A 19,443-nucleotide genomic window follows, 5' to 3' on the forward strand; every position below is an offset into this window, starting at 1 on the left:
CGCCTTGATCTCGACCAGAACCTCGCCCGCCTTCGGGCCGTCAAGGTTCACCTCCATGATTTCCATCGGCTTGCCCGCTTCAACGGCAACCGCAGCTCTCGTCCGCATGATATAGGTCCTCCCAGTTGATTTGCGGGGACTTTGGGCGAAACACTGCAGTATTTCAATGCTGCAACGCCTGATGCTTGCCTTTCCGCGACGCTTTCCTGAAGCTTTGCCGCAAAACCGAGGAGAACTGTCGCATGCGCACCGTCGCTTTCATCTCTCTGCTGACGCTGGTTGCCTGTCTGCCCGAGGAAACGCCCCCGACGCGACAGGCAACAGGTGACGACGCCTGTGGCGCGGAGAAATTGCAACTGCTCGTCGGATTGCCGTATGAGGCGCGCGATTTCCAGGAGGACGGCCGGCCCCTGCGCGTCCTGCCGCCGGGATCGGCGATGACGATGGACCACCGGATTGACCGGCTGAACGTGGATCTGGATGAGGATGGGGTGATCACCCGGATCTGGTGCGGGTAGGTGGGCGAAAGCCCGTTCGACGATCGTGACATCTGAAAGCCACGGCAATGCCGGTTGATGCGGTGGAAGCGCTGCCGGGACGGGGTTCCCTTACGTCAACCTATTGGCGGGCCACCGTAATCTGTTGCCGGCTCGCTTGACACCTCTACCCGTATGAGGTGTAGACCTAGGCAGCCTGTCGGCTATGCATCAAACAAGGGAATGTACGATAAATGAGTGTAATTAAGTCGGGAACAGCCGCGCTCCTGGGAGCATTTTTTCTGGGCGCTTGCGCCGAAACTCACCAGCCGCAAGAGGCCCCTCAACAAGCAAGTGCCGAACCAGCTGCCGAGGCAAATGCGGCGCAACCCGTCACGGCCGCTGCCGGGGGCGATGGTGACACCAAGCTGGTGATTTATCGGACGTCCTATGCGGGTTTTGCGGTTCAACCCAAGGTCTTTGTCGACGGCAATGACGCCGCAACCTGCACGCCGGGCCGCGCGACTACGGTCAAGGTGGCGCCGGGAACGCACCGACTGACGGCGCGGACGCTGGCGGAAAAGGAACTGACGGTATCCGTCCCGGAGGGCGGCACATCCTATGTGCGCTGCTCCCTTACAATCGGCCTTGTTGTCGGGGGCGCCAAGCTGGTCGAAGTGCCGGCGGCCGAAGCGGCACCAAAGGTTGCCAAGCTGAAACAGAAATAAGTGACTGATGAGAAACCCGCCTCCGCCCGGAGGCGGGCCTCTTGTTAAGGTTGTGGCCAGCCGCCGCGTCATGACGGCCGCGGGGCCGACGGGCGGCGGCGCAATCTTTCCGCTTCGCCAACGGCGTTACGCGCGCCGCTAGAGCAATGTCAGGCCTTGCGTTCTTCTGCTTTTGCCTGGTCCCAGAGAGCGTCCATTTCGGCCAGATCGGATTGTGACGGGGATTTGCCGCGTTCGGCCAGCAACGCCTCGATCCGTTCGAACCGGCGGGTGAATTTGGCGTTGGCGCCGCGCAGGGCGGCTTCGGGGTCGATTTTCATGTGCCGGGCCAGGTTGGCCATGACAAAGAGCAGGTCGCCGAATTCCTCCTCGATCTTCTCCTGGGGCAGCCCGTTCGCCGCCTCGCGCAGCTCGGCGGCCTCTTCGGTGATCTTGTCCAGCACATGGCTTGCATCGGGCCAGTCGAACCCGACCCGGGCGGCGCGTTTCTGAAGTTTGACCGCGCGCAGGAGCGCCGGCAGACCGGTGGCGACCCCGTCGAGCGTCCCGTTCTGGGCCTTTGCCGCCCGTTCGGCCGCCTTGACCGTTTCCCAGTCGCGGGTCTGCTGCTCGGCCGATTTGTCGCGGCTTTCGTCGCCAAACACATGCGGGTGGCGGTCGACCATCTTGTCGGCGATGGCATTGGCCACGTCGTCAAACCGGAACAGGCCACGATCCTGCGCGATCTGGGCGTGAAAGACGACCTGCAGCAGCAAATCGCCCAATTCGCCGCGCAGTTCGTTCCAGTCGGCGCGTTCGATCGCATCGGCGACCTCGTAGGCCTCTTCGATCGTGTAGGGGGCGATGGTGCGAAAATCCTGCTCGATGTCCCAGGGGCAGCCGCTATCGGGGTCGCGCAGGCGGCGCATGATCTCGACGAGGCGGGGCATGGCCTGGCTGGCGTCATGGATCAGGGCGTCATCGGGCATTGCGGTTCCATCCTCTTTGGGGTTGAGTGGAAGGTGACAAGCAATCGGGGCGGAGTCCAGACATGGCGGTGATCAATCGCATTGCCGGTTTTGCCGATGAAATGACCGGCTGGCGGCGGCATCTGCATGCCCATCCCGAGCTGGGGTTCGACTGTCATCAGACCGCTGCCTACGTGGTCGAGCGGCTGCGAGAATTCGGTATCACCGAGATCGAGACCGGGATTGCCACCTCCGGCGTGGTGGCGATGATTGACGGGCGTGGTGACGGGCCGGTGATCGGATTGCGCGCCGACATGGACGCCCTGCCGATCGACGAGGCAACAGGCGCGATATGGGCGTCGGAAAACCCCGGTGTCATGCATGCCTGCGGTCATGACGGACATACGACCATGTTGCTGGGAGCGGCCAAATACCTGGCTGAGACGCGCAATTTCTCGGGCCGAGTGGCATTGATCTTTCAGCCCGCCGAGGAAGGACCGGGCGGCGGCCGGGTGATGGTCGAGCAAGGTATACTGGATCGCCATGACATCTCCCAGGTTTACGCGCTGCACACCCTGCCGGGTGCCGAGGCGGGCGGTTTTCAGACCTGTCCGGGGCCGATCATGGCGGCGGTGGACACGTTTCACATCGACATTCAGGGCCGGGGCGGGCACGGGGCCTTTCCGCATGATACACGCGATCCGGTTGTGGCCGCCGTGGGCATGGTGCAGGCAATCCAGACCATCGTCAGCCGCAACCATTACGCGCTGGACGATCTGGTGGTGTCGGTGACGCAGATCCACACCGGTACAGTCGACAACGTCATCCCCGACACCGCCTATATCAACGGCACGATCCGCACCTTCGACCCGGACGTTCAGCAGATGGTCTGGACCCGGCTGCGCGAAATCGCCGATGGGCAGGCGGCAGCCTTTGGTGTCAGTGCCGAGCTGCGCATCGAGGAAGGGTATCCCGCGACGGTGAACGATGCGGGCCGCGTCGCGTTTGCCGCGGAGGTCGCCCGCGAGGTGGTGGGTGAGGGCCAGGTCGTGACCGACCGGACACGCGAGATGGGCGCCGAGGATTTTTCCTACATGCTCAACGAACGGCCGGGCGCCTATCTGTTCCTGGGGCAGGGGGATGCCCCCGCCTTGCACCATCCGGGGTTTGACTTCAACGATGCGGTGGCGCCGGTGGGCGCCTCGTTCTTTGCCCGGCTTGTCGAGCGGGCGCAACCGGTGGCATGATGCCCTTTTGAGGCTCGCCCACCCACCCACCCCGATCCTCAAAAGGGCATCAGAATGGCTTTGGAAGACGCAAAACATCAGGTCGATCACGCTTTCACACGCGAAGACATGCGGGGCCTGAGCAACGAAAACACTTTCGGCGGTGCGACCTCGTTCCTCAGGCGCCGCTATACCAAGGATCTGACGGGTGTCGATCTTGCCATAACCGGTATTCCCTTCGATCAGGCGGTGACCAACCGCACCGGTACCCGGTTGGGGCCACGCGCCATTCGCGAGGCCAGCGCCCTGCAGAGCCCCGACGCCCCGTACGGGTGGGGATATGATCCGTTGAGCGAATTGAAGATCGTGGATTACGGCGACCTGGCCTTCGACTATGCGATGGTCAGCGAATTTCCGGGCGCGCTGGAGGCGCATATCAAGGGAATTCTCGACGCCGGGGCCGCCAGTATCTGCCTGGGCGGCGATCACTATATCTCGTTCCCGATCCTCAGGGCCTATGCCGAGCGGTTCGGGCCTTTATCGCTGTTGCAGTTTGATGCCCATTCCGACACCTGGGCGGATGACAACATGGACCGGATCGACCACGGCACGATGTTCTACAAGGCGGTGAAGCTGGGCCTGATCGACCCGGCGCGGTCGGTCCAGGTGGGGATCAGAACCCATAACCCGGACACGATGGGTTTCAACATCATCGACGCGCGCGAGGTGCATGAGAGCGGACCCGTGGCGGCTGCCCGCAAGATCAAATCCATACTGGGCGAGCACGCCACCTATGTGAGCTTCGACATCGACGGGCTTGATCCGGCCTTTGCGCCCGGTACCGGCACGCCGGTCTGGGGCGGGCTGACCAGCGCGCAGGCGTCGATCATCCTGCGTGATATCGCCGGTATCAGCATGGTGGGCGGTGACGTGGTCGAGGTGTCGCCGCCTTTCGACACGACCGGGGCCACGGCGATTGCGGGGGCGCATGTGGCGATGGAGCTGATCTGCCTCTGGGGTTGGACCCGGCGCAAGGGGTAGGGGCCTCCGGCGGGAGTATTTGGGGCAAGATGAAAGGCTGGTTCTTGATTGGCTTGGTGATATTCCTGATCGTCCTCGGGGCGGCGATCGGGTGGGTTCGGATTGCGCCGGTGGATGTTGCGCGCTGGCATCAAAGGCCTGATCTGGCGCTAATCGAGAAGCGACTCAACGGGGCAATCCGGATGATCGACGCGGACGGGGACTCCCTGGCGCGGCTGGACGCGATCATCCGGCAGACGCCGCGCACGCGCCATCTGGCCGGGTCCGTGGATGAAGGCATGATCACCTATGTCACCCGCAGCGCCGTTTTCGGATTTCCCGATTTCACCACAGTCGTGCGCCGGGACCGCAGGCTTGAGATCTACGGGCGCGCGCGTTTCGGGGTGTCAGATCTAGGAGTCAACGCCGCCCGTATCGACGGCTGGCTGGATGCTCTGGCGCAGGGAGGATGACAGGCAGCCCTCGGATACCTCGCGCCACATGGGCACGTTCAGCGACATCTGGCATTGTGCCATGAACATGCGGCCATCGACCTGAAGGCAGGTCATCTCGCCCAGTTCCACGCGTTCGCCCTGACGATCGGTGCAGTAGCAGTCGATCGTCTTGCCATTGCTCTTTACATCCGCCAGCGCCGGGCTGGCGGCGATCAGGAGTGTGCAAAGCCATCTCATGGCGTGATTATATCACGTTCTGCGCCCTTGACCAACTGCCCCGGATGAGGGACATCAGCCGCCATGATACCTTTGGACCGACTAGAGCAGATCACCCGGCGCTTCGAGTTTATCGAGGCGCAGATGTCCGAAGGGGCAGGCGATATTGCGCAACTGGGCAAGGAATATGCCGATCTGCGGCCCGTGGTCGAGGAAATCCGCGCCTATCGTCAGCTTGTCGACGATATCGAAGCTGCGCGGTCCCTGCTGGACGATCCGGAGATGTGTGACCTGGCCGCCGAGGAGCTGGCCGCGCTGGAGGCCCGCCAGCCGGAGATGGAATCATCCCTGCAACTGGCGCTTTTGCCGAAGGACGAGGCCGACCGGCGCCCTGCCATCGTTGAAATCCGCCCGGGCACCGGCGGGGACGAGGCGGCGCTTTTTGCCGGTGATCTTCTCAGGATGTACCAACGCTATGCCGAGGCGCATGGCTGGAATTTCGAGCTGATCGAAGAACAGCAGAGCGAACTGGGCGGCATCAAGGAGGCGGTGGCCCATGTGAAGGGCGAAAACGTCTTTGCCCGGCTCAAGTTCGAATCCGGTGTGCACCGGGTGCAGCGGGTGCCCGAGACCGAATCCGGCGGGCGTATCCATACCAGTGCCGCAACCGTGGCGGTGCTGCCCGAGGCTGAGGATGTGGACATTCAGATTGACGCGAATGACCTTCGTATCGACACGATGCGCAGTTCCGGTGCGGGCGGGCAGCACGTCAACACCACCGATTCAGCGGTGCGGATCACCCACCTGCCGACGGGCATCGTGGTGACCAGTTCCGAGAAATCCCAGCACCGCAATCGCGAGATTGCCATGCAGGTGCTGAAGACCCGGCTTTATGACATGGAACGCCAGCGCGCGGACAGCGAACGCAGCGCCGACCGCGCCGCGCAGGTGGGCACCGGGGATCGCAGCGAGCGCATCCGCACGTATAATTTTCCGCAGGGCCGGATGACCGATCACCGCATCAACCTGACGCTTTACAAGCTGGACCAGGTCATGGCCGGTGATCTGGACGAGGTGATTGACGCCCTGACCGCCGATGCGCAGGCAACGATGCTGGCGGAGATGAATGGGTGAGTGAGGCCGAGGCCATCGCCCGGGGTGCACGCCTTTTGGCCAAGCATGGTATTCCGGATCCCCAACGCGAAGCGCGTCTGCTTTGGCGTGCAGCTTTTCCGCGGCGCCATGTCGATTACGAGGACGCAATGAATGGCGGTATGGAACGGCTGTTCGACACGCTGGTTGCCCGCCGCTGCGACCGTGAACCGATGTCGCATCTGCTGGGATATCGCGATTTCTATGAACACCGCTTTGAGATCAGTGGGGACGCCCTGGACCCGCGTCCGGAAACCGAAACGCTGGTGATTGCGGCGCTTGAGGTGCCCTTTTCCGACGTGCTCGATCTGGGAACGGGATCGGGGTGCATTCTGCTTAGCCTTTTGGCCGCGCGGCCTGACGCAGCGGGTGTCGGCACGGATCTGTCGGACAAGGCGTTGGCCGTTGCCCGCCGCAATACCGCCGCGCTCGAGTTGGACCATCGGGTGGCCCTGATCGCATCGGATTGGTTTTCGGAAGTGCGAGGCACGTTCGATCTGATCGTCTCGAACCCGCCCTATATCGCCGCGGAGGAGATGGCGGTGCTTCCCCCGGAACTCACCTATGAGCCGCGCATGGCGCTGACCGATGAGGGCGACGGGTTGAGCGCATATCGGGCCATTACAATAGGGGCGGGCGTGCATCTTGTTGCAGGGGGTCATCTGATGGTCGAAATCGGCTGGACGCAGGGCGCAGCGGTCTCGGGCATGTTCCGCGCGGCGGGATTCCGGGACGTGAGAATCCTGCCGGATCTGGACGGCCGGGACCGTGTTGTGCGCGGCGTCTGGCACGGCGGACAGCCCCAAAAGACACAATAAACCGGCTAAAATGGGCATAAAACGGCTAAAAACCGCTCTTAGCTCTTGTCTAGCGGCCCTTGGCATGTTTATTGGATGATACATCAAGACGGAGGATGCCCTTGGGCGGTCCCGCTTGATTTCAAGCCAAGACATGTCGGATCCGGTTCATTTTTATCGGCGCAAGGGGTGCCAGTCGGATCAACGGACACATTGAGCATAGGGCTGCACAGCAAGTAACATGAGATCATCGAAGTCACGTTCGCGGAATAAGAACAACCGCAACAACAGGTCGGTTGGCAATGTCGTAAACCGGGTGTTTGACAGCTCGGGGCCCGAGGGCAAGGTGCGCGGCACCCCGCAGCAAATCATCGAGAAATACAATCAGCTGGCCCGCGATGCGCAGCTGTCGGGCGACAGGGTTGCCACGGAGAACTTCCAACAGCACGCCGAGCATTACCTGCGGCTTCTGGGCGCTGCCCAGAAGGAACAGGAAGCCCGCCGCGAACAGCAGGAACGCGAAAACCGCGAACGCCAGCAGGAGCGTGACCGCGAGCGTGCCAAGAGGCAGGAACGCGAATCGAACGCGTCCGGTGGTGATCCGTCCGAAACACCGCAGCCCGACGTCATGGATCAACATGACGCTAGCGACAGCGGCCTGGTCGAAACCCCCGAAAGCCAGCAACCGGCCAAACCCAAGCGTCAGCGCAAACCGCGGGCGCCGAAACCCGTCGAAGACAGCGCCTCCGAATCGGGCAGCGACAAAACTGGCGATGATGCGCCCGACGCCCCGGAAGCGGCCGAGTAGGACGACGTTTCTGACAACCACCGCAGCGGCAATAGTGGCGGCCGCGATGCAGTTCTGATCGCGCCAATCCGGCGCGGCGGGCTGCAGAAGGACCGTCCTGAACCCGGCATCTTGAACGTTATGTATCGCCGGGATGTCTTTTCGGTTCAGGGTTTACGGCGCGACATCTTTAGGATCGGTTCGAACACGCCGGCTGCGGTGATCAGGATCACGCCGGATATTTCGCGCCATCCGAACGGCTCCTCGGCCCAGATCGCCGCCGTCACCGTGCCAGCGCTGATTTCCGTCATGAACAGAATGGCAAGCAGACCGGGGCTCAGCACGGTTGCCCCCACATGATGGCAAATGCCGGGGGAATGACCAAGACGAGCACGACCGGCACGATCCAGGGGAGCACATCGCCGATGGTTTCCCAATCCGGCGCCGCTTGCGAGCCCTCGATTGGCAGAGCTGCCAGCAACAGCGCGGCAACACTTCCCCAGACGAAATAGGATAGTGTGAAATCGGCGCCGCTGCCGGTTTCGTCCGATTTCATGCAGACGGCCGCCATTGCCCAGACCAGGCCGCCGATGAGCCCCATCCAGTCTCCGGCGTTGAGGCCACCGCTGAACCCTGCATCGACCTTCAATATGAGCAATAACCCGAAAAGCCCTAGGGCGATCGTCCCCCAACGGCGCCGGGTAATGGCCTCTCCCAGTACGATTCGCGCCAGTAGCGTGCTCCAGATCGGCGTGAGATAGTAGAACAGAAGGGCTCGCACCACCTCGGTAAACACAAGCGCGCCCGCGTAGCCAACCAGGGCAACCCCTGCGAGCATTCCGGCAAAGTGAAGGGTCGGTCCCCCGGCCATGATCTGACGCCGGCGCAAGAACAGGATGGGCACCAGAAGAAGCGTTGGCAGAACATAAAACAGTACGACGGCCCAGACACCGGCGATGCCGGCCTCATCCAGAGCCCTTAATGGTATCCAGAAAAGACCCCATGCAAGACCGGACAGCGCAACCGACAGCATGGCCAGATTCTCGATAGAGGCTCTTGTCATTGGTGCAGATCCTGACAGGCGCGATCGTTGCGCTGAATGAGATTTCGACATGAAGCCATTAACCTATCTAGTACTTGATAGGTGGACGTGTAGCCACTTGACCGCCTGGCTGTCAATCCCCTATCTAGTACTTGGTAGATTTGCGGGAGCTGACAGGACAATGCAGAACGACAAGGCGTCCGAAATTCTAAGCGTCGCGCGCAAGGCGATGATGGAGCGTGGCTATAACGGCTTTAGCTTCCGTGATCTGGCCGCTGAGGTGGGCATCAAGAGTGCCAGCATACATTACCACTATCCCACCAAGGCCGCATTGGCAGAGGCCGCGGCCAGGGATTATCGTGAATGGTGTTCAAAGACGCTGGACGGTCTGTCCGCCGCCGACGCGCCCGGGATGCTCTTTGCCTACGGAAATCTCTTTGTGGAAATCCTGAAGGATGAAGGCCGGGTTTGTCTGGGCGGCGTACTGGCCATTGATGCGACCACGCTTCCCCCGCGCGTCAGGGCCGAAGTCGAGCGTTTCTTCGAGGGTCATCATGAATGGCTGAGCGCAGTCCTGCGAGATGGCCAGCGAAACGGTGAGATCAGGCCCGACATCAATCCTGAAAGGTTTGCGCAGGCGTTCGTGTCCGGCGTGGAAGGTGCCATGATGGTCGCACGCGGCATCGGGAAGCCCGACCACCTGACCCAGACAATTGACCAGTTGATTCAGTTGGTGCGCCGCTAGATTGGATATGAATGCGACGCGTTGAAGGCGGCCTTTGGTGCGTCTGTGGTCAAATCTGATCTTGTGTCATCAGGCGGCGCCCGCTGGGCGCTAGAATTCCTGTAACAGCAACTGCTGTTCTTCAACCAGATGCAGCTTGATGAACTCGACCGCCGAAGCGACATCGCGGGAGGCGATGGCGTTGAACAGCGTGTTATAGCGTTTCTGGTAATCCTGAATGCGTTTCGGCGTCAGGTTGCGGCGTCGCAGCTTGGTGCGGAAGCTCTGCCGGTACGTGTCGATCGACAGCTTGTAGCACGACGCCAGCAGCGGGTTTCCGGTGCCCTCGGCGATCTGCATATACAGCTTTTCCTCAAGCTCGATGAACTTGTCCATGTCGGTCTGGATGGTCTCGATCTGCGAAAGCGTTTCGGACAGTTCGGTTATCATCCGCGGTGTCATGTTGACCACCGCAAGGCGCACCATCTCGGGTTCGAGGATGCCGCGTACCACCAGGTGATCGAGTGGGCTGGTCTTGTCCGCGACCGAGTCCGTCGGTGCGCCCTGCGGCGTGCTGGACTGATAGGTGACAAAGCTGCCCGAACCCGCGCGACGCCGGATCACGCTCTGGCTTTCCAGCACATCCAGTGCCTCTCGTACCGTGTTGCGGGCCACGCCCAGTTCGGAAGCCAGGGTTCGTTCTGACGGCAGGCGGGTGTCGATGGGATATTCCTCGGCCTTGATGCGGGCAAAGAGCGTATCGACCACGATCTGCACCGTCGCGCCGATTGGCTGCGAGGTGGCGATGGATGCCGCTGTCTCAGGGATCTTTCTGTTCATCGTTGCACTGACCGGTTGAAATCCCTGCCAGCATAGCTTGACCGGTGCGGTTGGGGAAGCCAGATAGGCCAAATTGGTTCACTGTCCGATTGGCCAACCCCAGCGGGCATGGGTGATACCGGCAGTTTACGGCGAGGGCCCGAAAATCGGCCCGGGTCAATCTCCGATGGCGATCCCTTCCCGGCGCGGGTCGGCCCCGCCCAGCAAGGTCTGGCCAATCGAAATCGCGTGAAGTCCCGATGTCAGCGGGCGGGCATTGGTCTCATACCCCATCTCCCGGAGCGGTACGGCAAGGTCCAGCGCGTCGGTGGCGATCTCAAGTTCATAGGGGCCGAAGCGATTGACCAGATGGGGCAGCGCGACGGCGGCCTGCACGTCCATGCCCCAGTCCAGATGCGCGATGATCGTCTTGGCGACATACCCGATGATCTGGCTGCCGCCCGGGCTGCCGACGACCAGAACGGGCTTGCCGTCCTTCAGTACAATCGTGGGCGCCATCGACGAGCGGGGCCGCTTGCCCGGTTCCACCCGGTTGGCGATCGGGATGCCGTCGCGGTGACTGCGGAACGAGAAATCCGTCAGTTGGTTGTTGAGCAGGAACCCCCCCACCATCAGGCGCGAACCAAAGGCGTTTTCGATCGACGAGGTCATCGACAGGGCATTGCCATATTGATCGACGATCGAGATATGCGAGGTCGAGGGCATCTCGATCGCCGCATCATCGGCCCGGTTCAGCGAATGGTCGAACTCGGGCGTGCCGGGCGACACTTCGGGCAGGGCATCATCGCCGCCAAGCAACTCGGCCCGTGCGGCCAGATAGCCGGGATCCACCAGACCGGCGGTGGGCACGGGCACGAAATCGCTATCCGCTACGTAACGGCCCCGGTCGGCAAAGGCGAGGCGGCTGGCATCCCCGATCAGGCGCCACGCCTCCGGCGAGCGCGGGCCAAGCGCGGCCATGTCCGTGCCCTCGAGCAGACCCAATATCTGCCCGACCGCCAGCGCGCCCGACGACGGCGGCCCCATGCCACAGACCTGCCAGACTCGGTAGCGCGCGCAGACCGGCGCGCGTTCCTTTACCGCATAAATCGCCAGATCGACCTTGGCGAGAACGCCCGGATTGTCGGTTTCTCCCCGGACAGTGTTGACGATGTCGGCAGCAATATCGCCGGTGTAGAACGGCGCCGTGCCGTGATCGGCCAGCTGCCGAAGCGTGTCCGCATAAGCCGGGTTCGTTAACCTGTCGCCTGCGTTGACCGGGGCGCCGTTCGGCAGAAGATACGCCGCGGTTACCTCATGGCGCGCCAGCCTTTCGGCATCGCCTGCAACCATGGCCTCCATGCGCGGGCTGACCGTGAAACCGTCGCGGGCAAGGGCGATGGCATCGTCGAACAGCCCGGCCCACTCCGCGCGCCCCCACCGCGTATGGGCGGCGTGCAGCAGGGCCGGGATGCCGGGGGTGCCCACGGACCGCCCGCCGACAACCGCGTCGAAGAACTGCAACGGTTCGCCATCCGCGTCCTGAAACAATTGCGGCGTCGCCGCCAGGGGGGCGGTCTCGCGCCCGTCCAGCGTGGTCATGTCGCCGCTGGCGCCGTCATACCAGACCAGAAACGCACCGCCGCCCAGTCCCGAGCTTTGCGGTTCCACCAGACCCAGCACCGCCTGCACCGCCACCATCGCATCCGCCGCGCTGCCGCCCGCGCGCAGGATTTTTGCGCCGGCGTCGACTGCCAGCGGGTTGGCGGCGCTGATCATCCAGTTGCGCGCTTCGACCGGACGGCCGGCGGCCTTTGCGTCAAATGACGCCCGTGCCTCGGCGGAGGTGGCCAGGCTGCCCGCCCCCGCAGCTTCGGGCGCCACGGTATCGCTTGCCTGTTGCGCCCGCGCCGGAGCAGTCAGGGCAAGGAGGGCGATCAGACCTATCCGCAACAACATGGGTGAAAACTGTCCTTTCCCGACGCCTTGGCTGTCAAACGACCTTGCCTACGGCATTCGTCACAACATCGCCGGCACAACCTGATCGGGCGGGCGGTGGCCATCGTCAAAGGTCTTGATATTCAGAATGACCTTCTCGCCCATCTCGATCCGCCCTTCCAGCGTGGCCGAGGCCATGTGCGGCAAGAGCACCACATTGTTCAGCGCCCGCAGCCGCGGATTGACGTCGGCGCCGTTCTCGTACACGTCCAGCCCCGCCCCGGCGAGCTCGCCCGCGCGCAGCGCCCGTGTCAGGGCGTTCTCGTCGATCACCTCTCCGCGCGATGTGTTCACGATCACCGCGTCCGGTTTCATCAGCTTCAGCCGCCGCGCATTCATCAGGTGAAAGGTTGATGGCGTGTGCGGGCAGTTGATGCTGATCACGTCCATGCGGGCCACCATCTGATCCAGGCTTTCCCAGTAGGTGGCGCCGAAATCCTCTTCGATTTCCGGGCGCAGACGCTTGCGGTTGTGATAGTGGATCTGCATTCCGAAGGCGGTTGCCCGCCGCGCCACCGCCTGGCCGATCCGACCCATGCCCAGAATGCCAAGCCGGCGCCCGGCGATGCGCCCACCCAACAGGGCGGTCGGCGCCCAGCCATCCCAATTGCCCGCCTGCATCACCGCCAGGCCTTCGGGCATCCGCCGTGTCACCGCCAGGATCAGCCCCACGGTGATATCCGCCGCATCATCCGCTGAGACGCCCGGTGTGTTCGACACCAGGATGCCGTGCTGGCGCGCGGTATGCACATCGATGTGGTCCACGCCCGCACCGTAATTCGCGATCAGTTTCAGCCGGTCCCCGGCCTGCGCGATCAACCCCGCATCGATACGATCATTCAGCGTCGGAACAAGCACGTCCGCAGTTTTCAGCGCCTTCGCCAGATCGGCCCGGCTCATCGGCGCGTCGGTGGTATTCAGTGTCACGTCGAAAAGCTCTCCCAGGCGCTTCTCGACAGCGTCGGGAAGGCGTCGCGTTACGACAACACTCAGGCGTGCAGCTGGCATTCGGCCTCTCCTTGTCCTTTGCAATTCCGGCGCGTTGGTGCCAGAGTGACGCAGGAAAGGTCGAGGCACAAGAACCCCGACGAAAATGTTTGAGCGGAAATCGGTTGCAGGCAATGAAATCTGTATTCTTGAGTGCCGTGGTTGCGACACTGCTGGCGGGGAACGCGGTGCAGGGCCAGGATCGCGGCCCGGTGACCAACCTGCCGCTGCCGCGCTATGTGTCGTTGAAGGCAAGCGAAGGCAATGTGCGCCGCGGTCCCAGCCTGACGCACAGGATCGACTGGGTGTTCACCCGCAAGGACGTGCCCCTGGAAATTACCGCCGAACATGGGCACTGGCGGCGCGTCCGCGATCGTGACGGGGTCGGCGGCTGGATCCACTATTCCCTGCTGTCCGGTGCGCGCACGGTGATCGTGGAACACGACATGCTTGAACTTCTGTCGCAGCCGGCTGACAAGGCACTGGTCGTCGCCCGGCTTGAACTCGGCGTCATCGCACGGGTGCTGGAATGCGACACCACCTGGTGCCGCCTCTCGGCGGCCGGCTACAAGGGCTGGGCGCCGAAAGAACGCCTCTGGGGTGTCAGGGCGGACGAAATCGTCGACTGATCGGGCACATTCAGCGCAACTGTCGCCTTGGCCCGGTTTTAAGCATTTTTTTCTTTTCCGCTCTTGAACCGGACCAAGGTCCAGAGTAATTAGCGCGGCACCGTTGGGGTGTAGCCAAGTGGTAAGGCAGCGGTTTTTGGTACCGTGTATCGTAGGTTCGAATCCTACCACCCCAGCCAACCATTCTCACAAAACCCACGATACCAGACACTCGGTGAATTAACTGCGTGGTTTCCGTGGGTTGTGCGTGAGGCTGGTCTGCGCAGACGCAAATGCTTCGGGAAATAGGTCGCTGATAGCCCGTTCGTCTGGAAAGCCGATTTCCGCGATACGCGAAGCGGGGATTTCAGAGAGTTGAGATGCGCTGACGTTGCGCTTGCCAGTCCGAAGGCAGGTCGTGACGCAGGCACCAGTCTGATGTCAGCCCCATGGGCTGGGCACCATTGGTGATATCACGAACAATGTCCGGTGCGAGGAATGCCAGGTCGATGACCTGTTGGACCCGGCGTTTTGAGGTTCCCGCTTCGGCAGCGATGGTCTCAAAGCTCTGTCCCTCTTTCAGGCGTTGATACCAATGATTGGCCCGAACTATGTTGTTGAGCAGTTTCTCATCAACTGCCATTGCACCGTTGCCAACTACCAGTTTCATCTCAACGCCACGCCTGCGCTCAGTGAATGGCAAGTCCAGAGTCAGATCGCCCGGATCGCAATCCAGTTCTGCTCCGATGAGTTTTTGTACAACGCCAGCATTCAGATCGACCGTTAGCTGGCCCGGTGCGACCTGAACCCGTTCGACTACATTTAACACCGCTTTTGCATCGGGCACCGGTGTTTCGATACCGGGAAACTGATGGACGTTGGCGGCCTCAGAAAATTGCGTGATACGGTTTTGCACCGCGGTTGCAATTGCGCCTTCCAGCTGCCCGGCAGGAATTCGCCATGTCCGCTGCTTATCATCTGCGCGGGTAACACCTGTCACCAGCTTCTGAGAGAGATAGTAGCGATACCGCTTGTCGCCCTTCTTCGTATGGCTGGGTGTGAGCCGCTCCCCAAGCTCGTCAACAATCTTGCCGGCAAGGGGAGAAGGATCGCGATGCTGCTTTGTCTTACGTGCCTTTGCGGCACTGCCGCTTAGTTTTTCCTGTATTGCATCCCATCGCGCCGATTCGATGATTGCCGGATGCTGACCGTCAAAAACCTTTCCTTTATGCCGGATGCGCCCCGCATAGATAGGATTTGTCAGGATGTGATGCAGCTGACCGCGGGACATGAGGTTGCCGCCGCGCAAGCTGCCGTCGGGCGCGCGCCTGGCTTTCGACCGAAGGTCCAGCCGGGCCGCGGCCTCGCGTACCATGTTCATGGCGCCCCAGTCATCATAGAGATCGTAGATCTTGCCAACCACTTCGGCTTCATCGGGATTAATCCGCAAGGTTCGCCCGTCCGGCTCATAGCCCAGAGGTACATTCCCTCCCATCCAGAGCCCTTTGCGTTTGGACGCTGCGATCTTGTCCCGGATGCGTTCGGCTGTGACTTCGCGCTCAAACTGGGCAAAGCTGAGCAATACATTCAGCGTCAGACGTCCCATGCTTGTAGCTGTATTGAAGGATTGGGTCACCGAGACGAAAGATGCTTCCGCCTGATCCAGACGATCTACAAGCTTGGCAAAATCCGCCAGTGAGCGGGTTAACCGGTCAATCTTGTAAACGACAATCTGATCGACCTGCTTTGCATCCACTTCCGCCATCAGCCGCTGGAGGGCAGGGCGTTCAAGATGCCCGCCCGAGATCCCACCGTCGTCGTAGTGATCGGGCAAAAGCTCCCAGCCTTCATGCTTTTGACTGGCGATATAGGCTTCGCAGGCCTCGCGTTGTGCATCGAGTGAGTTGAAATCCTGTTCCAACCCCTCTTCCGAGCTCTTGCGGGTATAGATGGCGCAACGTATCCGCTTCATGCCGAACGCTTGTTCAGGCCAAAGAACCGCGGCCCGCTCCATTCGGCGCCCGTGATACGTTTGGCAATGGCGCTGAGAGAGGAATAGCGCTGACCATCCATCTCAAAGCCATCTGCGATGACTTGGACCCGGTAGCTCCGCCCGTTCCATTGTCGAACGAGCTGCGTGCCGTGTGTGAGTGCCTGGGTGGGCACTAGCGTTGACTTTGTTCCCGCTCGCAATTGTCGCCGGATCGCCCCGGAATGCCCACCCAACTTCTTGCACTGCAATTCAAAGCTCAGGGCTTTGCGCAAAAACCGCGATGACAGACGCGAAGCTGGCGTGGCGCCTGTCAGGGCAATCCAGGCTGTCAAGCACTTAGTGTGTTCCCAGGTTTCGATGTCCTGGACACTGGCATCCAACAGTGCCGACATCAGGCGCGCTCAGTTGTTTGTGCCCGATACACTGGCCCATTTGGTGAGGGCACGCAGGTCAAAACCAATCCTTGTTTACGCAGCCGTGAGATCTCTGCGCGAACCGTGCGTGGCTGCCAGTTGAATTTATTTTGGATCGTACTGATGGAAACGCCGGATTTGCGGCTCACGAGTTTCAGGAGCTGTGTGCGTTTGGTTTGAGGGTTCTTGTTGGTCATTTCTATCTCCAGTTTGCAACTGCGAACAACCCGCAGTCTTCTACTGAGACAGGCCCGGGAAACCGGGCAAAGTTACAGAAGGACCCCTCCTAACCGTCCATCCCACACATGCTCGCGGTGCAAAGGAAGTCCAGTCCAAATGTGCGGAAACGATATTAAGCAGATATTGTCGACTGCTGCAGCAAAGGTCCGGTGAGAGCCCAACTCGGCAATCGGGATTTTACGCTGCGAGCGCGCGCAGCACGAAAGTCGCTGCGTTCGCTCGGTTCATGACGCTGCGCGGCAGCGGAGACACTTGCCATCCATCCCGGACACGACAAAGATTTTAAGGCTAGGCTAGGGTCGCAGGACACAGCGAGCATTCGCGACGGCTAAGGGAACTTGCTCTGGCGAACATGCTGATCGCCCACATATGGACTTTTCCCAATGCATCGCGTCAAAATGAATCGAGTTTCGAAGTCAAGCTAGTAAGTGACCAGCGGATATTGAATCTCAAAGAGGATCGTTCAATCAAGGATCTGCCCGGCGCATGCCCCAACCAACAGTTACTTTATGCAGAACCTGCCGCGACGCTGACCCCGCACTGTTTGATCAAGTCGCCTCAATGCTGGAGACGTCGGAGGTGAAGGCAAGATTGCAGCAGGTGGACTGCATGTCCGGTTGCCTGCGTCCACAGACGTTGGCTGTACGACAGGACGGCAAGACCGCATATCTATTCGGTGAGATTTCTGCTCTAGATCTGCCAAACATCTTGACGTTCATCCGTATGTATCGAGACAGCCCAGACGGCAACTTTGCCGATGTACGGCCATTGGGAAAGCTGCGATTCAAGGCCATTGCCCGCATTCCGGCAGATTTGTAGTAACCCGCCCGCGACACACCGGGAGAAGCTCCAGCGATAGAGTTTAGTTTGTCGAATTCTAAAGGCAGCGACAAAATTCCATTGAACATGGCGCTGCTGAACTCTTGTACGGCGGTTTCGTACTTGACCAGCCATTGCCTTTTGAGACAGGAATAACCAATACGGTGTTCAAAAGTGCCTAAGCACTGGAACTGAAACGGGAATGAGGACGGTGGACCAAATCGCGGCACCGAAGCCTCAACCGCCCCCGCGACTGTGAGCGGCGAGCGACCTTCCAATACCACTGGCGTAAGGGCGCCGGGAAGGGGGAAGACCGCAGCGACCCGCGAGTCAGGAGACCGGCCGTGTAATAAACGCAATTTGCGCCGTCGGGTGTGACGGCAAGGAGAACTAAAATGACAACAAAAGCGATTAAGGCATCCGCTGTACGCTCAAATATGCTGCCGGCAGTGTTTGCCCTTATACTGGGTCTCGGTATTATCACAGTGACCGGCCATGTTCAGGCTTCTGGCCTGCATGACGCTGCTCACGATGTGCGCCACGCAACTGGCTTCCCCTGCCACTAAGGCCATGTTCAGTCGTATTCTGACCAGCGCGCTGTTCGCTGGTGCTGCAGCGGGGCTGATTGCCGCCCTGCTGCAGCTGAATTTCGTGCAGCCCGTACTTCTCCACGCCGAACTTTATGAGGGCGGCGAATTGGTGCATTTTGGCGCTGATCCCGTGACCGCGCACCCCGATTTGCCCGGCATGTTCGCTGAGCCGATGCGCGACGGCCTGAGCATCATCTTCACGATGTTGACTTACACCGGCTATGCTCTGGTCCTGGTGGCACTGATGTCGATGGCCGAGCGCCGGGGGCATGAGATCAACGGCCGCACAGGCCTGCTGTGGGGTTTGGCTGGCTTTGTCGCATTTCACTTTGCACCTGGTTTGTCGCTGGCTCCGGAAGTGCCCGGCGTGGCCGCAGCCGATGTCGCTACACGCCAAATATGGTGGACGTTCACTGTCGCTACGGCAGGCGTGGCCATGTGGCTGATTGCCTTTGGCGGCAATCTGATGAGCTATCTGGCCGCCGCAGGACTGTTATTGGCACCACATATCATCGGTGCACCTGAGCCCGACAGCTTCGCCGGTCCGGTTCCAACCGAGATCGGGGCGCTATTTGCGGCCCGGGCCTTTGGCATCGGCATGGCCGCCTGGGTACTGCTGGGCAGTTTTGCCGGCTACTTCTGGCAGGTGGAAGGCAAACGCGCGGCTGCTGCGGCCTGATCTCTTGTTCAATTGCGCCCCCGCCGGCCGCACCGGTGGGGGCTTTCAATTTTCAAGGAGGACAAGATGTCCCGTTCTCTCGCCCTCTTTGCCATCGGACTGATCTTTGGTGGTGGCGGCGGCTTTGTGATCGCCGCCGGCAGCGGTACCACCTTTGACGGCCATGACCACACTGACCCGGCGCAACATGACGGCACTACAGAGATGGCAGCCCATAAGCACTCCGCTGCCACTAACCTGCCAGCCGACAGCGATACCCCCAGTGTGGCGATCCAGATGATTAAGGATCCGATGACGGGCTGGAACCTGCGTGTAACGCCGCATAACTTTCGCTTTGCACCGGAAAACGCCTCCTCTGCAGACATGCGCGGAGAAGGTCACGCGCATGTCTATATCAACGGCGAAAAGCTGGGGCGCCTTTATGCCAATTGGATACACCTTCCATCGCTGCCGGAAGGCGATGTTGAGGTAAAAGTCTCCCTCAATGGCAACAGCCACAGCCCGCTAATGGTTGAAGGCGTGCCGGTTGAGGCCAAGCTGATCGTTCAAGCAGACGATGACGGCTCCTGAGCGGCATTTCATATCCAGATCGAACATCATTTGCAGGGGCCACGCGGCCCCAGCATTGCGTGATGTTCGCAGACCGGATTTGACCCTGCTACATCCAGACTTATGTGCGATCCTTACCCGTATCTCGACGGTCTAGCCTGGTTGCGGAGAAAGTGCG

At 61.1% G+C, this 19,443-nt stretch carries 24 protein-coding genes, 1 tRNA gene and 1 riboswitch; of the genes, 15 read left to right on the top strand and 10 right to left on the bottom strand.

Features of this window, described 5'->3' with window-relative positions; translation table 11 throughout:
• The first annotated feature begins 242 nt into the window (after positions 1–242).
• A complete protein-coding gene (locus tag AAFO92_RS00005) occupies positions 243–518 on the top strand; it encodes an I78 family peptidase inhibitor (protein ID WP_347532378.1) in 276 nt (91 codons plus the stop codon).
• A gap of 212 nt (positions 519–730) precedes the next feature.
• The gene (locus AAFO92_RS00010; RefSeq protein WP_347532379.1) at positions 731–1,204 is read left to right on the top strand and encodes a hypothetical protein; all 474 of its coding nucleotides are present in this window, start codon (positions 731–733) and stop codon (positions 1,202–1,204) included.
• Positions 1,205–1,353: 149 nt separating this feature from the next.
• Here AAFO92_RS00010 and mazG read toward each other — a convergent pair whose 3' ends face one another.
• The gene (mazG, locus tag AAFO92_RS00015) at positions 1,354–2,172 is read right to left on the bottom strand and encodes a nucleoside triphosphate pyrophosphohydrolase (RefSeq protein ID WP_347532380.1); all 819 of its coding nucleotides are present in this window, start codon (positions 2,170–2,172) and stop codon (positions 1,354–1,356) included.
• A gap of 62 nt (positions 2,173–2,234) precedes the next feature.
• Here mazG and AAFO92_RS00020 point away from each other — a divergent pair, with 62 nt between their 5' ends.
• Genes AAFO92_RS00020 through AAFO92_RS00030 form a run of 3 tightly spaced genes read left to right on the top strand, consistent with a single transcriptional unit; the run spans position 2,235 to position 4,870 of the window.
• Complete coding sequence (locus tag AAFO92_RS00020) at positions 2,235–3,398, top strand: M20 aminoacylase family protein (RefSeq protein ID WP_347532381.1); 1,164 nt, start codon at positions 2,235–2,237, stop codon at positions 3,396–3,398.
• A 54-nt stretch (positions 3,399–3,452) separates the two neighbouring features.
• The gene (gene speB, locus AAFO92_RS00025) at positions 3,453–4,418 is read left to right on the top strand and encodes an agmatinase (protein WP_347532382.1); all 966 of its coding nucleotides are present in this window, start codon (positions 3,453–3,455) and stop codon (positions 4,416–4,418) included.
• Positions 4,419–4,447: 29 nt separating this feature from the next.
• Positions 4,448–4,870 carry a DUF1499 domain-containing protein gene (locus AAFO92_RS00030; protein ID WP_347532383.1) on the top strand — a complete coding sequence of 141 codons (423 nt, stop codon included), beginning with the start codon at positions 4,448–4,450 and terminating at the stop codon, positions 4,868–4,870.
• Here the strand turns inward: AAFO92_RS00030 and AAFO92_RS00035 are convergent.
• Positions 4,811–5,089, bottom strand: a complete 279-nt coding sequence (locus tag AAFO92_RS00035; RefSeq protein WP_347532384.1) for a hypothetical protein — start codon at positions 5,087–5,089, stop codon at positions 4,811–4,813. The two genes, AAFO92_RS00030 and AAFO92_RS00035, sit on opposite strands and share 60 nt — an antisense overlap.
• A 63-nt stretch (positions 5,090–5,152) precedes the next feature.
• Here AAFO92_RS00035 and prfA point away from each other — a divergent pair, with 63 nt between their 5' ends.
• From prfA to AAFO92_RS00050, 3 genes are all read left to right on the top strand, one after another.
• Entirely contained in the window at positions 5,153–6,202 is a 1,050-nt protein-coding gene (gene prfA, locus AAFO92_RS00040) for a peptide chain release factor 1 (protein WP_347532385.1), read from the top strand.
• Positions 6,199–7,038, top strand: a complete 840-nt coding sequence (prmC, locus tag AAFO92_RS00045) for a peptide chain release factor N(5)-glutamine methyltransferase (protein WP_347532386.1) — start codon at positions 6,199–6,201, stop codon at positions 7,036–7,038. Before prfA ends, prmC begins: the two co-directional genes overlap by 4 nt.
• Positions 7,039–7,258: 220 nt before the next feature.
• Positions 7,259–7,825: a DUF4167 domain-containing protein gene (locus AAFO92_RS00050; RefSeq protein WP_347532387.1), complete on the top strand. Its 567-nt coding sequence runs from the start codon at positions 7,259–7,261 to the stop codon at positions 7,823–7,825.
• Between the two features lie 146 nt (positions 7,826–7,971).
• Here AAFO92_RS00050 and AAFO92_RS00055 read toward each other — a convergent pair whose 3' ends face one another.
• Entirely contained in the window at positions 7,972–8,148 is a 177-nt protein-coding gene (locus AAFO92_RS00055) for a hypothetical protein (RefSeq protein WP_347532388.1), read from the bottom strand.
• Positions 8,142–8,867 (bottom strand): DMT family transporter, encoded by a 726-nt coding sequence (locus AAFO92_RS00060; protein ID WP_347532389.1) that lies wholly within the window; start codon positions 8,865–8,867, stop codon positions 8,142–8,144. Before AAFO92_RS00060 ends, AAFO92_RS00055 begins: the two co-directional genes overlap by 7 nt.
• Before the next feature lie 160 nt (positions 8,868–9,027).
• Here AAFO92_RS00060 and AAFO92_RS00065 point away from each other — a divergent pair, with 160 nt between their 5' ends.
• The gene (locus AAFO92_RS00065) at positions 9,028–9,591 is read left to right on the top strand and encodes a TetR family transcriptional regulator (RefSeq protein ID WP_347532390.1); all 564 of its coding nucleotides are present in this window, start codon (positions 9,028–9,030) and stop codon (positions 9,589–9,591) included.
• Positions 9,592–9,681: 90 nt separating this feature from the next.
• Here AAFO92_RS00065 and AAFO92_RS00070 read toward each other — a convergent pair whose 3' ends face one another.
• From AAFO92_RS00070 to AAFO92_RS00080, 3 genes are all read right to left on the bottom strand, one after another.
• Entirely contained in the window at positions 9,682–10,410 is a 729-nt protein-coding gene (locus tag AAFO92_RS00070) for an FCD domain-containing protein (protein WP_347532391.1), read from the bottom strand.
• Positions 10,411–10,566: 156 nt separating this feature from the next.
• The gene (ggt, locus tag AAFO92_RS00075; protein ID WP_347532392.1) at positions 10,567–12,348 is read right to left on the bottom strand and encodes a gamma-glutamyltransferase; all 1,782 of its coding nucleotides are present in this window, start codon (positions 12,346–12,348) and stop codon (positions 10,567–10,569) included.
• Positions 12,349–12,408: 60 nt separating this feature from the next.
• Positions 12,409–13,395 (bottom strand): D-glycerate dehydrogenase, encoded by a 987-nt coding sequence (locus tag AAFO92_RS00080; protein WP_347532393.1) that lies wholly within the window; start codon positions 13,393–13,395, stop codon positions 12,409–12,411.
• 113 nt (positions 13,396–13,508) lie between these two features.
• Between AAFO92_RS00080 and AAFO92_RS00085 the strand changes: the two genes are divergently transcribed.
• Both AAFO92_RS00085 and AAFO92_RS00090 read left to right on the top strand, forming a co-directional pair.
• Positions 13,509–14,003, top strand: coding sequence for an SH3 domain-containing protein (locus AAFO92_RS00085; protein WP_347532394.1), 495 nt, complete (start codon positions 13,509–13,511; stop codon positions 14,001–14,003).
• A 104-nt stretch (positions 14,004–14,107) separates the two neighbouring features.
• Positions 14,108–14,182: transfer RNA gene (locus tag AAFO92_RS00090), tRNA-Gln, on the top strand.
• 167 nt (positions 14,183–14,349) lie between these two features.
• On the opposite strand, the gene AAFO92_RS00095 is transcribed toward AAFO92_RS00090, so the two are convergent.
• From AAFO92_RS00095 to AAFO92_RS00105, 3 genes are read right to left on the bottom strand one after another with little or no spacing between them, the layout of a single operon-like run.
• Entirely contained in the window at positions 14,350–15,996 is a 1,647-nt protein-coding gene (locus AAFO92_RS00095; RefSeq protein WP_347532395.1) for a recombinase family protein, read from the bottom strand.
• Positions 15,951–16,367, bottom strand: a complete 417-nt coding sequence (locus tag AAFO92_RS00100; protein WP_347532396.1) for a DUF2924 domain-containing protein — start codon at positions 16,365–16,367, stop codon at positions 15,951–15,953. Before AAFO92_RS00100 ends, AAFO92_RS00095 begins: the two co-directional genes overlap by 46 nt.
• Positions 16,367–16,585, bottom strand: coding sequence for a DUF3489 domain-containing protein (locus tag AAFO92_RS00105; protein WP_347532397.1), 219 nt, complete (start codon positions 16,583–16,585; stop codon positions 16,367–16,369). Before AAFO92_RS00105 ends, AAFO92_RS00100 begins: the two co-directional genes overlap by 1 nt.
• A 529-nt stretch (positions 16,586–17,114) precedes the next feature.
• Here AAFO92_RS00105 and AAFO92_RS00110 point away from each other — a divergent pair.
• The 4 genes from AAFO92_RS00110 to AAFO92_RS00125 all read left to right on the top strand — a co-directional run bounded on the left by AAFO92_RS00110 (position 17,115) and on the right by AAFO92_RS00125 (position 19,286).
• Positions 17,115–17,447, top strand: coding sequence for a DUF1636 family protein (locus tag AAFO92_RS00110; RefSeq protein ID WP_347532398.1), 333 nt, complete (start codon positions 17,115–17,117; stop codon positions 17,445–17,447).
• Between the two features lie 145 nt (positions 17,448–17,592).
• Positions 17,593–17,809: riboswitch (cobalamin riboswitch) on the top strand.
• Between the two features lie 33 nt (positions 17,810–17,842).
• The gene (locus AAFO92_RS00115) at positions 17,843–18,013 is read left to right on the top strand and encodes a CbtB domain-containing protein (protein WP_347532399.1); all 171 of its coding nucleotides are present in this window, start codon (positions 17,843–17,845) and stop codon (positions 18,011–18,013) included.
• A 4-nt stretch (positions 18,014–18,017) separates the two neighbouring features.
• On the top strand, positions 18,018–18,716 hold the full coding sequence (locus AAFO92_RS00120) for a CbtA family protein (RefSeq protein ID WP_347533340.1): 699 nt from the start codon (positions 18,018–18,020) through the stop codon (positions 18,714–18,716).
• Positions 18,717–18,782: 66 nt separating this feature from the next.
• Positions 18,783–19,286, top strand: a complete 504-nt coding sequence (locus AAFO92_RS00125) for a hypothetical protein (protein ID WP_347532400.1) — start codon at positions 18,783–18,785, stop codon at positions 19,284–19,286.
• Positions 19,287–19,443 lie beyond the last annotated feature (157 nt).

Origin of the sequence: Roseovarius sp. CAU 1744, assembly GCF_039839345.1 — a bacterium.
Lineage (GTDB): Bacteria > Pseudomonadota > Alphaproteobacteria > Rhodobacterales > Rhodobacteraceae > Roseovarius.

Coding starts and splice junctions, on each gene's coding strand:
- AAFO92_RS00005 (WP_347532378.1), top strand. CDS start 243: ATGCGCACCGTCGCTTTCATCTCTCTGCTGACGCTGGTTGCCTGTCTG.
- AAFO92_RS00010 (WP_347532379.1), top strand. CDS start 731: ATGAGTGTAATTAAGTCGGGAACAGCCGCGCTCCTGGGAGCATTTTTT.
- mazG (WP_347532380.1), bottom strand. CDS start 2,172: ATGCCCGATGACGCCCTGATCCATGACGCCAGCCAGGCCATGCCCCGC.
- AAFO92_RS00020 (WP_347532381.1), top strand. CDS start 2,235: ATGGCGGTGATCAATCGCATTGCCGGTTTTGCCGATGAAATGACCGGC.
- speB (WP_347532382.1), top strand. CDS start 3,453: ATGGCTTTGGAAGACGCAAAACATCAGGTCGATCACGCTTTCACACGC.
- AAFO92_RS00030 (WP_347532383.1), top strand. CDS start 4,448: ATGAAAGGCTGGTTCTTGATTGGCTTGGTGATATTCCTGATCGTCCTC.
- AAFO92_RS00035 (WP_347532384.1), bottom strand. CDS start 5,089: ATGAGATGGCTTTGCACACTCCTGATCGCCGCCAGCCCGGCGCTGGCG.
- prfA (WP_347532385.1), top strand. CDS start 5,153: ATGATACCTTTGGACCGACTAGAGCAGATCACCCGGCGCTTCGAGTTT.
- AAFO92_RS00050 (WP_347532387.1), top strand. CDS start 7,259: ATGAGATCATCGAAGTCACGTTCGCGGAATAAGAACAACCGCAACAAC.
- AAFO92_RS00060 (WP_347532389.1), bottom strand. CDS start 8,867: ATGACAAGAGCCTCTATCGAGAATCTGGCCATGCTGTCGGTTGCGCTG.
- AAFO92_RS00065 (WP_347532390.1), top strand. CDS start 9,028: ATGCAGAACGACAAGGCGTCCGAAATTCTAAGCGTCGCGCGCAAGGCG.
- AAFO92_RS00070 (WP_347532391.1), bottom strand. CDS start 10,410: ATGAACAGAAAGATCCCTGAGACAGCGGCATCCATCGCCACCTCGCAG.
- ggt (WP_347532392.1), bottom strand. CDS start 12,348: ATGTTGTTGCGGATAGGTCTGATCGCCCTCCTTGCCCTGACTGCTCCG.
- AAFO92_RS00080 (WP_347532393.1), bottom strand. CDS start 13,395: ATGCCAGCTGCACGCCTGAGTGTTGTCGTAACGCGACGCCTTCCCGAC.
- AAFO92_RS00085 (WP_347532394.1), top strand. CDS start 13,509: ATGAAATCTGTATTCTTGAGTGCCGTGGTTGCGACACTGCTGGCGGGG.
- AAFO92_RS00095 (WP_347532395.1), bottom strand. CDS start 15,996: ATGGAGCGGGCCGCGGTTCTTTGGCCTGAACAAGCGTTCGGCATGAAG.
- AAFO92_RS00100 (WP_347532396.1), bottom strand. CDS start 16,367: ATGTCGGCACTGTTGGATGCCAGTGTCCAGGACATCGAAACCTGGGAA.
- AAFO92_RS00105 (WP_347532397.1), bottom strand. CDS start 16,585: ATGACCAACAAGAACCCTCAAACCAAACGCACACAGCTCCTGAAACTC.
- AAFO92_RS00110 (WP_347532398.1), top strand. CDS start 17,115: ATGCCCCAACCAACAGTTACTTTATGCAGAACCTGCCGCGACGCTGAC.
- AAFO92_RS00115 (WP_347532399.1), top strand. CDS start 17,843: ATGACAACAAAAGCGATTAAGGCATCCGCTGTACGCTCAAATATGCTG.
- AAFO92_RS00120 (WP_347533340.1), top strand. CDS start 18,018: ATGTTCAGTCGTATTCTGACCAGCGCGCTGTTCGCTGGTGCTGCAGCG.
- AAFO92_RS00125 (WP_347532400.1), top strand. CDS start 18,783: ATGTCCCGTTCTCTCGCCCTCTTTGCCATCGGACTGATCTTTGGTGGT.